We start from the raw sequence: 13,852 nt of genomic DNA on the forward strand, positions 1-13,852 counted from the left end.
CGCAACCGGGCCAATCCTTCCCGGTTGCCGAGTGCAACGCGAAAGGCCTGGAAGTCCGGTTCGGCCGGAACGGTATATTCCGCCACCATCTCTTCCGGACCGGCTTCATCCTGTTGCAGAGAAACCCTGATTATTAGCGCGTTTTCACCACTTCTCATGTTTGAAATGGGAACAAAGCGACACTCCCCCTGCAAACGACAACCCTCGGTCAGATCGACATAGTAATCGCGACTGCCCGGCAACGGCGCGCCGAAACCCATTGGATCCCCTGACGCAATCTCATTGATCAACGCATGGGCTTTGCGGACTTCGTGGATGCGGACCGGATACTGAAAGCTGGTGACGGTCAATCGTGAAAACACAACCGGAAAAAAGAATGGAAGAGATGCACTTTCCGTTCCTTTTCCCGGATGGGCGGGGAAATCATAGTGAATTTCAATCACGTTGCGTCCCGGCCTGAGGTCACCTTGCGACAGGTCCAGCTTTATCAGTCCGGTTCCTTTTTCCGGAAGTGGAATTTTCTTTTCAGGTCCAGCGTTTAAACGCAGTATCAATCCGTTGCATATAACCGGTTTTGAGCGATTCGGCCTGGCATTCAACAACAATTGGAGAGGCTGTACTGAATCGAGATCAAAGGCAATCATGGAGCCGGGGGAAAGCCCCCAGCGCCTGTGCTTTGCCCGTGGATCCGAAAAGCCCGCATCCATCCCGTATTGATTCCCGGCCGTTATGTAATCATGGAAAACATATTCCGTATGCGTGTCAACGAGGCGACTTTCGTGAACCAGGTCAACGATTCGGTCTTGCTTACGGCATTGGCTGAAGATAACGGCAATGGCGAAAAGAACACAGATTTTAACGATTTTAAGCATAAAAGTCCCCGATATTCTGCCTGGTTTAAGTGTATTCCGCCCTTTTATACCATTTTCCGATAGAGAAGAAAATCCGGATTCCGCTTGTCTCCTGCCACCAGCATCCCTTTGCCCCGGAATGAGGGGATGCAGATGCCGGGCGCGAGTTGTTATAATGCAGGATCTGAACCTTTACGTCTGCAAAAGTGTTGACATAGGTAACCGGATAGGTTATATTTAAATCAGGGGCAGAAAAGATGAAAACTCAATATTATTTCGATTACAATGCCACCACGCCTGTTGATCCGCGCGTAGTAGAACGGATGCTTCCCTTCTTCACGGAACGGTTTCACAACCCCTCTTCCTTTTACCATCAGGCCGGCGAGGTGATGGAAGAGTTGGACAAGGCCCGGGCTGAACTGGCCCGCCTGGCGGGAGCGAATGCCGATGAACTTTTCTTTTGCGGCAACGGGACCGAATCCGACAACCTGGCCATTTTCGGAACCATGCTGCAGAGTGACAAGGGCCACTTGATCACCAGCGCCATTGAGCATCCCGCGGTACTGAACAGTTGCCGGCAACTCCGGAAAGACGGCTATGACCTGACCATCCTGCCGGTGGACGGCCACGGTTTTGTCGATCCCGATGACCTCAGGAAAGCCATGCGCGAAGACACCCGACTCGTATCCATCATGTGGGCCAACAACGAGATCGGCTCGATACAGCCCGTCGCGGAACTGGCAAAAATAACCCACGAGCACGGCGCGCTCTTTCATACTGACGCGGTTCAGGCCATGGGCAAAACAGCGGTTGATGTCGCGTCTGCCGGTATTGACTTGCTGAGCTTCTCGGCCCATAAAATGTATGGGCCCAAAGGACTCGGCCTGTTATACAAACGCCGGGGATTGCGGCTGCGACCCCTGGTTTTCGGAGGCGGACACGAAAAAGGCTTGCGCCCGGGTACCGAGAACACGGCGGCCATTGTCGGCGCCGGTGAAGCGGCCCGGCTGGTATCGGCGCATATGAACGAGGAGATAAAGAAGATACGACACTGGCGGGACGATTTGCAGGCAAAAATTCTGGAAAGGATTCCGGAGATCCTGGTCAACGGGGACCGGGAACCGCGCTTGTCCAACACGTTAAACATTTCGATCCGTCTCATCGAAGGTGAGAGTGTCCTGGCCCTGCTGGATACGCAGGGTCTGGCCCTGTCTTCCGGCTCGGCCTGCTCATCCAGATCATTGGATCCTTCTCACGTTCTGCTGGCCCTGGGAAGATCCCACGAGGACGCCCACGGCAGCCTGCGCATCAGCCTGGGCCGGTTTACCAGCCGGCAAGACCTGGACCACCTGCTTGACCACCTGCCGCCGATTGCGGAGCGCCTGAGGATGATCTCCCCGTTCTGGCAGAATCGGATATCATAGGAATTCCGGAGGTACGAATGCTGTACAGCAAGAAAGTGATGGAGCAGTTTCAAAAGACCAAAGACTATGGACGCATAGAAAACGCGGATGGTATCGGTAAAGTCGGCAACCCCAGGTGCGGGGATGTAATGTGGATCTACCTCAAGATCGATGACGGTGTTATCACCGATGCCAAGTACGAAACCTTCGGCTGCGTGGCCGCCATCGCCACCAGTTCCATGGCCATGGGGATGATCAAGGGAAAACGCGTGGAAGAGGCCCTGGAAGTCTCCAACAAGGCCGTCACCGAGGCCCTAGACGGGTTGCCCCCGGAAAAGCTGCATTGTTCGGTACTGGCGGAAGAAGGCATCAAGGCCGCCATCGAGGACTACCTGAGCAAACGCCGCAAATAAGATTCTTATACGGCCCGGTTTGATTTCATTTTACCGGAACCCCGGCAGACCGGGTGAGCCCCGAAACCGGCCGTCAGGTCAGGAACTTTTCCATGACCAGGGTTTAGCTGCGGTCGCTTTTCCCATGAACTGAGATCAGGGGTTTGAAATTTGCGTGTCAACCACAACACCTGTACGCAACGGCTTATTCGAGGTTGATCAGGTGCCGGGTATTTTCAGGGCGTATTTTACCAGGCGGCCTTCGCCGTCCTCAGCTTCCGCGTAAACCAGCATGCGGTCTTTGTGGAAAGCCGGCTCACCGGCATAACTCAGACCCGCCGGCAGCCGGAGTCCATCATGCCACAGGTAGCGCCCGTCAAAAGAAAAGATGCCCACTTCGCGGCTCCGCCGGTTGTCCATGTCCGTGACAAACACCCATACTTTCCCCGAAGGGTCGACCCGGATGCGGTATTCCGCGGAGTAACCGTAGTAGATGCGGTTGTCTGAACATCCCGTGATCACGGCGGGATTGATGCGGCTGTCCCTCACCCGCAGGCGGATGCCCCCGGCCGCCGCGTGCATGTCCCGGCCGGCCAGCACCATGATTGTGAATAAACAAAGGCCGATCTTGTTCAGGCCGCCCATGGATACCTTCTTCGATAAGTCTAACATTCCAGACGTTCTATCACGACCCAAAGTTTCAGCCCGCGGAAAGGACGGTGCTAGGGGCATCCCCTTTTTAAGTCTGAGGGAATTGATTTCGATAAACTCTCCTGCTATGATTACCTCGGATGTGGAGTTGGGATGTCCGGCCGGGCCAGATATCCGGGAAAGAACGACCGCGATAAGAGAAATCAGCAGGTTTGATTACACCTTCCCGGTATGGTGTTTTATTTCGCATCCCCGCATATTGCCTAGCGGCGGAAGCCGGTAAAAGCGAAAACTTACGTCGCGGCAGTAATAAAGAGGGGGATTGACTTGAAAAAGAAAAAAATGCCGCCGGGCGGCAAACAAAAAGTATCCGCGAAAAAAATTCCGCGAAAAAAATACCCGGATTCAATGAAAGAGGGACCGGTTTCTGAATCAGTTAATGAAAATTCAGGAGGGAGTGCGAATTTCCCTGTCGTTGGTATCGGCGCATCCGCCGGCGGCCTGGCTGCTTTCGAGGCCTTTTTTTCCGGCATACCCGCCCTGGGCGACCCCGGAATGGCTTTCGTGCTGGTGCAGCACCTGGCTCCGGACCACAACAGCATCCTCACCGACCTGATCCGGCGCTATACCCGCATGCAGGTCTTCGAGGTCGAGGACGGCATGGTGGTAATGCCCAATTGCGCCTATATCATCCCGCCGGGCCGGGACATGGCCTTTCTGAAAGGCGCCCTGCACCTGCTTGAGCCCTCCGCCCCGCGCGGTCAGCGCCTGCCGATCGATTTCTTTTTCCGTTCCCTGGCCCAGGACCAGCGCGAACGGGCTATCGGCATCGTACTCTCGGGCACGGGCAGCGACGGAACCCTGGGCGTGCGCGCCATCAAGGGCGAGGGCGGCATGGTCATGGCCCAGAACCCCGCGTCCACCGAGTACGACGGCATGCCGCGCAGCGCCATTGCCACGGGGCTGGTGGACTTCGAGCTGCCCCCGGCCGAGATGCCGGTCCAGCTCATCGCTTATGTGACCCACGCTTTCGGCCACCCTCCCAAAGCCGCCGCGCCGGCCATCAGGACCGAGAACGCGTTGAAAAAAATTTTCATCCTCCTGCGCAGCCAGGTGGGCCATGACTTTTCCCAATACAAGTCCTCTACCATCCAGCGCCGTATCAAGCGGCGCATGGCCGTTCAGCAGATCGAATCCATGAACGACTATGTCAAGTTCATACAGACGACGCCGTCCGAAACCGAGGCGCTCTTCCGCGACATGTTGATCGGCGTGACCAACTTCTTCCGCGACCCCGAAGTCTTCAACGCCCTGGAAAAGCACATTATCCCCAAGCTCTTTGCCGCCAAACGCGCTGATGCCGAGATTCGAATCTGGGTGCCGGGGTGCTCCACCGGCGAAGAAGCCTATTCCCTTGCCATCCTGCTGGCCGAGCACCGGGAGGAGCTGAAGCTGAATTTCAAGGTGCAGGTCTTTGCCACCGACATCGACGGCAACGCCATAGCCACGGCCCGGGCCGGCATCTTTCCGGCCTCCATTGCCACCGACATCACTCCGGAGCGGCTGGAGCGCTTCTTTTCGCCCGAACCGGGCGACAGTGCCTTCAGCGTTCACAAGAGCATCCGCGACATGCTGGTTTTCTCCGAGCAGAACGTGATCAAGGATCCGCCCTTCTCCAGGCTGGACCTGATCAGTTGCCGCAACCTGCTGATCTATATGGGTAATGAACTGCAGAAGAAACTGATCCCCCTGTTCCACTATGCCTTGAACCCGGGTGGTTTTCTTTTTCTGGGGACATCCGAAACCGTGGGCGATTTTCAGGACCTCTTTGCAACGCTGGACCGCAAGGCAAGGATCTATCAGCGCAGGGAGGATTCCCCCGGCTCGCAGCACGCGGGGCCGGGTCGGTTCTTACCGCCCATGACGGCCCCGGGTTCAGGATCCCTGCGTGCCGTTGAAAAGACGGTTCTTACCGGGAAACTGCAACTGCGGGAACTGACCGAACAGGCCCTGTTGCAGGAGATCGCCCATGCCGGGGTCCTGGTCAACGCCCGGGGGGACATCCTCTACCTCCACGGACGCGCCGGCCTGTACTTGGAACCTGCCCCCGGGGAGAGCAGACCCAACAATATTTTGAAGATGGCCCGGGAAGGACTGCACCGCGACCTGGTTGTCACCCTGCGCAAAATCGCGGAGACCGGGGAGACCGTCCGCTGCTCGGGCCTGCGGGTCAAGACCAACGGCGACTTCATCACCGTCGACCTGATTGTGCGACCCGTAACCGCGGCTCCAGCCGCCTCGCCCGCGTCCTCATTATACCTGGTTATTCTGGGGCAGGCCCCGGAACCCGTGATCCGTGATCCCTCATCAGCGATCAGTGAACAGGACAGCGAGTTCTCATCAGAAACGGGCAGCGAAGAAGCCGACACCCGCATCGCCGCGCTCAAGCGGGAACTGCGGGTAAAAGAGGAGTATCTCCAGACCACCAACGAAGAACTGGAGACCTCCAATGAAGAGTTGAGATCCTCCAATGAAGAAATGCAGTCGATCAACGAAGAGTTGCAGTCCACCAACGAGGAACTGGAAACCTCCAAGGAAGAGTTACAATCGGTGAACGAGGAACTGGCCACGGTCAACTCCGAGTTGCAGACCAAGGTGTCCGACCTGTCGCGGGCCAACAACGACATGAGCAACCTGCTGGCCGGCACCGGCATCGCCACGGTCTTTGTGGACCACCAGCTGCGCATCCTGCGTTTCACCCCCGCCGCCACCAGGATCATCAACCTGATCCAGAGCGACATCGGCAGGCCGGTGTCCCATATTGCCTCCAACCTGACCGGCTACGGCAACCTGAAGGAAGACACTCAGGCAGTGCTCGACACCCTGGTTCCCAAGGAGGCCGACGTCCGGACCGCCGAGGGTTTGTGGTACTGCATGCGCATTCAACCTTACCGCACCATGGATAACGTCATCGAGGGCGCGGTGCTCACCTTTGTGGATGTCACGGAGGCGCGAAAACTTCACGAGGCTTTGCGGGTGAACGAAGAGCGCTTGCGGGTCGCCCTCAGCGCTGTTTCCATTTGTGTTTTCAACCAGGACACAGACCTTCGTTACACCTGGATTCAAAACCCGAACTTTGGATTCGTAACGGAACAGATCATCGGCAAAACCGACGTCGACCTTCTGCGGGAAAAGGATGCCGCCACATTGACGACCATCAAGCGAAAGGTGCTGGAAAGCGGGAAAGGCGCGCGGCGGAATGTCCAGGTTACCATTGCGGACCAGACCGTTGTATATGACCTGATGATCGAACCGTTGCACGATGTCGCCGGCGCCGTGGTCGGGATCACCTGCGCCATGCTGGATGTCTCCGGGCAACAAGGCGTGGAGCGCTCGGATTCCGGCGCAAACCGGACTTTGCCATCAGAAAATGAAGCGGGTAACCCATGAAAAACAAAAGCAAACGCTCTGAAGACGCCGCGGTTTTACTACGCAAAGCTGAAGCACTTGCGCGGAAACAAGTCGACCGCACATCGCAAGACATCGCGTTCCTCTCGCCCGAGGAAATCGGAAAGATTCTCCACGAACTGCGGGTACACCAGATCGAGCTGGAGATGCAGAACGAAGAACTTCGCACGGCGCAGGCGGAGATCGAAGGGATGCGGGCACGCTATTTCGACCTCTATGACATGGCACCGGTGGGCTATATCACCGTCAGCGAAAAAGGGCTGATCCTGGAAGCCAACCTCACCGCCGCCGGCCTGCTGGGGGTGAACCGAGGCGAACTGCCCAAGCAGCCATTGACCCGGCTCATTCTCAAAGAGGACCAGGACATCTACTACCTGCATCGCAAGAAGCTCTTTGAGGGCGGCGAACCCCAGTTATGCGAGCTGCGCCTGGCCGGACCCGACGGCGCCGCCTTCTGGGCGCGGTTGCAGGCCACATTCGCAAAAGGCCCAGACGGCGAACCTTTATGTCGAGTGGCGATCAGCGACATCAGCGAGTACAAGCGGGCGGAAGAGTTCCTGAAATCAAATTATGCCCTTCTTCAGATCGCCGGCGAAACCGCCGGGTTCGGCGGCTGGATTGTTGACCTGAAAAAAAACATCTGCACCTGGTCGGATGCGGTGGCGGATATTCATGAAATGCCGCACGGGTACGCGCCGCCTGTCGAGGAAGGCATCAGCTTCTATGCGCCCGAATGGCGAAAAAAGATCACAAGGGTTTTCAACGATTGCGCCCAAAAAGGCATTCCCTACAATGAAGAGATGGAGATCATCACGTCCAAAGGAAAACGCGTCTGGGTGAGGACGATCGGCAGGGCGGTGAAAGATGAAAACGGCAGGATCACCAAAGTGCAGGGCTCGTTTCAGGATATCACTGCAAGCAAGCAGGCCGAGCGGGAACTTGTAGAGCGGAAAGAACTGCTCACGGCAATCTATCGCAACGCGCCTTTGGTCATGATGGTCGTAAATGCCGATCGACGCATTCAGCAGATCAATGGCTTTGCAACGCAGTTTGCCGGAAGGGATGCCGAAGATGTGCTTGGTTTGCGCGGCGGCGAAGCCTTGCGCTGCATGCATGTGCTGGATGATCCCCGGGGCTGCGGATTCGGCGACTTCTGTCAGCGGTGTGTCATCCGGAATTCCGTGCTTGATACACTGGAAACCGGCAAAACGTATTTACAGATTGAAGCACCCTATTTTTATCAGGAGAAAGACAACAAAATCAAGGAGATGACCTTTCTGACATCGACCACGCCCATCCTGGTAAAAGGCACACGCATGGTCCTGGTCACATTGCAGGACATCACCGAACAAAAACAGGCGGAAAAGCAACTGAAGGAAAGCGAAGAGCGTTTCAGAGCGTTGCATAATGCATCTTTTGGCGGCATTGCCATTCACGATAAAGGCCTGATTATAGAATGTAATCAGGGACTTTCGGAAATAACGGGATACTCTCTGGACGAACTGATTGGAATGGACGGTTTATTGCTTATCGCACCGGAAACAAGGGACTTGGTTATGAATAATATTCTGTCAGATTACGAAAAACCCTATGAAGCCGTTGGTTTACGCAAAAATGGAGAATTATTTCCGTTAAGACTGGAGGCAAGAAACATCCCTTACAAAGGAAAAACCGTCAGGATTGTCGAATTCAGAGATATAACCGAAAGCAAACGGGCACAAGAAGCACTACACCGCATTGAGTGGATGCTGAGCAAAGAATCGGCGGCGTTAAAAAATGATTATACCCAGCCGTATGGCGATCTTTCGGAATTCAACACAAGCAGGTTGATTCTGGATTCAGTGGGAAAGCGTGTTTTAGAAACCATCGCGAACGACTTTTTACGGTTGCCGGAATCATCGGCAGCAGTATATGAAAAGAACGGTGATCATGCGCTGGGGCTCTTTGCTTCGAGCTGGTGCCGCTTCATGGACCAGGCTTCCCGGCAACTATGCGGCACAAATGACATTACAGAAGCAATGACTTGCGGAAAATGGCTTTGTCACGATTGCTGCTGGAAGGAAGCGTCACAGCCGGCGATGGCGTCCGGCCGGCCTGTGGATATCGCATGTCAGGGTGGAATTCGTCTCTATGCATTGCCGATTGTTGCCGGTGGTGAAGTGATCGGGGCGATTAACTTCGGCTATGGCGATCCGCCGCGGGACAAAGAAAAATTGCGCGAACTGGCTGAAAAATACAAGGTGCCATTGGATGAATTGACAAAAAAAGCAAATGAATACCCGTCCCGGCCGGCGTTTATCATTGAAACGGCCAAAGATCGACTGCAGGCTTCGGCCCACCTGATCGGTGAAATCGTGAGCCGCAAAATCACGGAAAAGAAAATTCTGACACTGAATGAACAGCTCGAGCAAACGGTTGCCGAAAAAACCCGGGAACTGCGGGAAAGAGTCGATGAGCTTGAGCGTTTTCACGATGCAACGATTGAACGTGAATTCCGCGTCAAAGAACTGCGGGATGAGCTCGAGCGCCTGAAAAACAAAGACACGAAATGAGAAATTGGGTTGCGGGGTCAGCTATTTCAAGGTGACTGCTTCCCGATCGCGCCGGAAAAGCGGCGGAAGCGCCAGCACGAAATCTTATGGAAGGGCACGGTCACTTAAAGGCTTCGCGACGGCCGGGCAAAGCCTTGATTCCGGCGCCAAGTCCCTTATAATACCCGTTGAATCGAAGCGATCCCAAGGAGGCGTTCAAGTGAAGAAAAAGATGGCGATTCTAATGATGATGGTGCCCCTGCTCGGTGCTTTTCTGCAGGCGGAAAAAGTGGCGGAGTTAGTGGAAGTGGCCCGGCCCCAGGCGATTGAATGGGCCAACGGCAACATGTACATCCTGGACGGCACCACCATGTACATTTACGATGATGCCTCCTATGCGTACAAGGGCAAGTTCGGCAAGCGGGGCGAAGGTCCCGGGGAACTCATGGCCCAGCCTTTCGGGGGACCGATCCTGATGTTGCCCATGAAAAACAAGATCATCGTCAGCAGCATGGGAAAACTGTCCACCTATTCCCCGGACGGTGTCTTTCTCAAGGAGCGGAAAATCAATGCGTTTGACGCCTTCTACCCCTTCGGCGACCATTACCTCTGCATGACGGTCCATACCCGGGAGGACCAGGCGCAGGTGCTGGCCATATACCTGGCGGATGAAAACCTGCGGAAGGGTGAGAAGCCCATCATCATCTCCAAGGTGGAGGTGGGTCAGAACGCCTCCTTTCTCTTTCCCTTCACCGCCTTTTTCCCCATCCCCTACCGCGACAAGCTGTACATCGCCCCGGACCCGGATAACTTTGCCATCGGCGTCTACGACAAAGACGGAGAGAAAATCAACACCCTGCGCCTGGATTACACCCCCGTCAAAATCGATCCCGAATACCGCAAAAAAACCGAGAAATGGTTCCGGAACGATGCCAATTGGAAAAACATCTATGACTTTTTCAAAGATAGAATCAGTTACCGCAAGTACTATCCCCCGGTGCATTTCATTATCGCCGAGAGTGACCGGCTGTACATCTCCACCCACCGCTTCAACAACCGGGGATGGCGTGAATGCATCATCCTGACCCTGAAAGGCAAAGAGATAAAGCGCGTGTTTCTGCCCATTCCCGAGACCTACGGCATGGATTTCACCGCCCCCTTCAATTTCCATGACCGCTGCTTTTACACCCTGGTCGACAATTCCGACGACGAGATCTGGGAACTGCACAAGATCAGCCTGGACTGACCAGGCCGCCACCCGTGTAGTACAGCGCCTGGGGACGGACTACAACAGTACAACTTTATCAGGATGCCCCAACAGCACCCGGACAGCGAATCTTGGGGCCGGTGCGTATAAACGTATAAAGCTACTTTCCATCAATGATACGTGTTTTCACAAAAGAGGCTTCGATTTTCGGGCCCAATTTAATACGTTTGTACGCATCAGCCCTGCTTGAGAATAAATTTCGCTGACAAGCAAAGGGTTTCGAAAAAAAAGTTGCCGGGTTTTTTGCCAAAAAATCACAGAAACAAGGGGCGTTAACCTTTCTTTGGAGAGTCAGGCTGGAGCCAGACCGGCCTGGTTATCGCCTGACTGGCGCGTGCGCTTATCCTGCGTTTTGTTTCTGTTTCCGGATGCGTAAAAACAGCTTAAATACCTCTATCGACACGGGTTTGCGGCTGATTCTGCTTTTCGCTGAAACGACGTACCGGATTTTTGGCACGGCTCATGCATAATTTTATTTGCCTGGTTACGGGATAGAGGAATGATGAAGAAAACGGTTTTTAACGCCTTTCTGTTCAATGGATGTGGGAGAGGGCGCACTTTCATATCCCGCCATGAGCAAAAAGAAAACCCTGCATTAGCCTTGTTCTTCATAACATGCCCTTTAGAATGGATTCACGGAACTACACATGTATGATCAAAACAATAAAGGGGGAAGGATGAAAAAAAAGCTTGTTGCAGTCTGGGTGACTCTTATTTTCCTGGGAATTGTGTTTATTCAACTATCAGCGGCAGAGACAAGACTCAAGGGTACACTTGAACGTGGCCCCAGAGGAGAGCCGATCTGTAATTGCACGAAACCCACTGGAGAATGCATCTGTGTTTTGCCGATGCTTCCAAAGGATTGAAGGAGGAATTTCAAATGAGAAAAAAAATTTTAGTACGGTCATTGTTGAGTCTTCTTTTGCTATCGCTGCTGATCCCGGTAAAACCGTTATCAGCCAATAAGGTCCTGGAAGGTACTCTTTATCTGGAGGGAGTCCCTAATCCGGAATGCCACTGTCCGGGATCCATGAAAGATTGTATTTGTATTATTCCACAACGTCCGAAAGATTAAGAAAATCAATAGAGATAAGGCAGCCAGGTTGGTTGCCTTATCTCAACTGACAATTGCGGGGAGTTTACGTGTCAAACGCATCAACTCATATCGGAATAATTAAACATCTGATTGTTGGTCTTATGTTTACCTTGCCGCTGCTTTCCGCCTCTCACCTGAAAGTGTTGCACAAGGTGGTCTTGAATGTGACGCTGGATCTTGAGGGCCCATCAGGGGGCTCCTATATAGATCCGCCCGTTTATGTTTATGAGTCTTATGAAGGAAACAAAATCATTATTCCCTCCGATGTTTTTTTTGAGGTTTTCACCCTTACGGGAGAAAAAATAGCCAGGATTGGCGGACGAGGCGAAGGACCGGGCAATTTCAGGTTTCTGCTTTACATGGAAAAACACAATGGTTACTACTATTTCCTGGATTCCCCCAACAAGTTGAACGTATATGATGGGGATTTTTCATTTAAGAAACGAATCTTGTTGCAAGGCCCCCGGAATGCCCTGTATGCGTATTCGTTTGCATTCTTTGAGGATAATATTCTCGTGGGCCAGAAATGGACGGGAGATTCTCCTCACACAGACCGATGCATTTCGGTGTATGGTTTGGATGGAAAACTCCTGCGGGCTTTCTTTAACAAAAATCATGGATGGAAGCTGTATCCTGAAGAATCGCTTTTGCACCCTGTCATCTTAACCACTCATGGTGAAATCTTTTTCGCTTTTAATTCCATTCCGATCCTCTGGAAACTCAACAATGCTGGTTCCATTGTCAATAAGGCCGCTCTGGGAAAAACCTGGTGGAAAAAGATTGAATTCAACGCAAAAGAATTTAATAAAAAGAGAAGAATGAACGCATGGAAAGCAATAAATGAACTGGCGCTTTCGGGTGATCTGATCCAGAAGCTCTGGAGTTGGCGCGGACACATCGTGGTTCAGGTTGTTCGCGACGCTTATGACGATCCCCGCAACCTGTTTTTCATTATCGACAGGAATTTCAAGAAAGCGGGTAACCTGATTGATTATCCGGGTTACCAGTTTTGTGGAGCCGGCACGTTCATCTATCTGGGAAAACTGCTTGACATGAACAAAAGCAACAGAAAAAAAGTTGTCGAGGTGCTTCAATGCGACTACGTTTTTTGATACTCCTTATGTCCTGCGCCTGCGTGGGATTTGGCCGTACCCAATCAGGTGCGCACCCATATTTTCATATAGCGGAAGTCTGGGAACATGATCAACTGTTCTACGGTTTCTTTCTGGGAGCAACCGTAACCCATGATGGTGACCTGATTATGCTTTTGCATAAACATGGAATCAAAGTGGCCGACAAAAACAAGTTGTATGATTTCGCTCTGATCGGAAACGGGCCGGATGAAGTGAATCATACATCCACTATTTGCCTGTACAAAGAGCACGTGGCGGAAATTGAGTTGTATCAGAAAATTCAGATCTTTAAAAAAACGAATAAGGGTTACAAATGGAAAAAGAACATTTGGCGCCAAGAGCAGGGTTGTTTCCAGCGGGTTTCCTCGGCCAGGTTTATCAAAGACAAGTGGTATTTTGCCGGGATGGAATACGACTTTGAGCATTCTCTAAAAGGCGATTTTTACCTGTTGCGGATTTGTGATGAAAACGGGAAATTCATCAAGCGGCTGATACGCCGAAAATACAAAGAACCAAAGCGCCTGAACCTGATGAGTTTCTATCTTGCCGAAGACAAAGAGAATGTGTTCTTCGTTGGTGAAGATGAGCCCTCAGTGCATATAATATCAAAGGACACCCTTCAGATAACCCGAAAAATAAAACTTGAAGTCCCGAAATTCTATGTGCCCATGCCGGCTGACTTTTACTCCAGGACGGTCAGACGGCATGGCGGAAATTTCAGCATACCCGAATTTTATCAAGCCGTGGAGCGATGGAAAAGTGCATATTCAAGGATTACAAACGCATTGGTCGATAAAAGAAGGTTCATCGTCCAGATGCGGACTTGTTCAGATGACCTGCCGCGGTTTGCTCTCCTCTTTTATCATTTGCCTACATTTGGATTGGAGAAAGTGATTTTCACAAACGATTTCTTACTCACCTCAAGGTCTGGAAAATTCTATATGTTTCAAAATGGGGTTCTATTACGTTTTGTGTGGGTAAATCCGCAAAGATGATGAGCGAGAAATTGTTGTGATGAGTACCCAGAGGGCATACATACCCGCAGGGCATAAAGCATAAG

At 52.8% G+C, this 13,852-nt stretch carries 9 protein-coding genes; 7 read left to right on the forward strand and 2 right to left on the reverse strand.

All coding sequences use genetic code 11. The features are described from left to right. Positions 1–872 (reverse strand): hypothetical protein (locus ENN40_06385; GenBank protein HDP94970.1); only part of this gene is annotated, 872 nt, incomplete at its 3' end. A 236-nt stretch (positions 873–1,108) separates the two neighbouring features. On the opposite strand from ENN40_06385, the gene ENN40_06390 reads away from it, so the two are divergent. Next, positions 1,109–2,275: an aminotransferase class V-fold PLP-dependent enzyme gene (locus ENN40_06390; protein ID HDP94971.1), complete on the forward strand. Its 1,167-nt coding sequence runs from the start codon at positions 1,109–1,111 to the stop codon at positions 2,273–2,275. A gap of 20 nt (positions 2,276–2,295) precedes the next feature. Next, positions 2,296–2,667: an iron-sulfur cluster assembly scaffold protein gene (locus ENN40_06395; GenBank protein HDP94972.1), complete on the forward strand. Its 372-nt coding sequence runs from the start codon at positions 2,296–2,298 to the stop codon at positions 2,665–2,667. A 198-nt stretch (positions 2,668–2,865) separates the two neighbouring features. Here the strand turns inward: ENN40_06395 and ENN40_06400 are convergent, their stop codons facing one another. Then, positions 2,866–3,291: a hypothetical protein gene (locus ENN40_06400; GenBank protein ID HDP94973.1), complete on the reverse strand. Its 426-nt coding sequence runs from the start codon at positions 3,289–3,291 to the stop codon at positions 2,866–2,868. A gap of 348 nt (positions 3,292–3,639) precedes the next feature. On the opposite strand from ENN40_06400, the gene ENN40_06405 reads away from it, so the two are divergent. From ENN40_06405 to ENN40_06425, 5 genes are all read left to right on the forward strand, one after another. Continuing rightward, positions 3,640–6,747: a chemotaxis protein CheR gene (locus ENN40_06405; GenBank protein ID HDP94974.1), complete on the forward strand. Its 3,108-nt coding sequence runs from the start codon at positions 3,640–3,642 to the stop codon at positions 6,745–6,747. Next, positions 6,744–9,317: a PAS domain S-box protein gene (locus tag ENN40_06410; GenBank protein ID HDP94975.1), complete on the forward strand. Its 2,574-nt coding sequence runs from the start codon at positions 6,744–6,746 to the stop codon at positions 9,315–9,317. Before ENN40_06405 ends, ENN40_06410 begins: the two co-directional genes overlap by 4 nt. Positions 9,318–9,516: 199 nt before the next feature. Beyond that, entirely contained in the window at positions 9,517–10,542 is a 1,026-nt protein-coding gene (locus ENN40_06415) for a hypothetical protein (protein HDP94976.1), read from the forward strand. 1,218 nt (positions 10,543–11,760) lie between these two features. Continuing rightward, positions 11,761–12,771 carry a hypothetical protein gene (locus ENN40_06420; GenBank protein HDP94977.1) on the forward strand — a complete coding sequence of 337 codons (1,011 nt, stop codon included), beginning with the start codon at positions 11,761–11,763 and terminating at the stop codon, positions 12,769–12,771. Positions 12,772–12,779: 8 nt separating this feature from the next. Next, positions 12,780–13,787, forward strand: a complete 1,008-nt coding sequence (locus tag ENN40_06425; GenBank protein ID HDP94978.1) for a hypothetical protein — start codon at positions 12,780–12,782, stop codon at positions 13,785–13,787. The last annotated feature ends 65 nt before the right edge of the window (positions 13,788–13,852 follow it).

This window comes from Candidatus Aminicenantes bacterium (genome assembly GCA_011049425.1).
In the GTDB taxonomy this organism is placed as follows: domain Bacteria; phylum Acidobacteriota; class Aminicenantia; order UBA2199; family UBA2199; genus UBA876.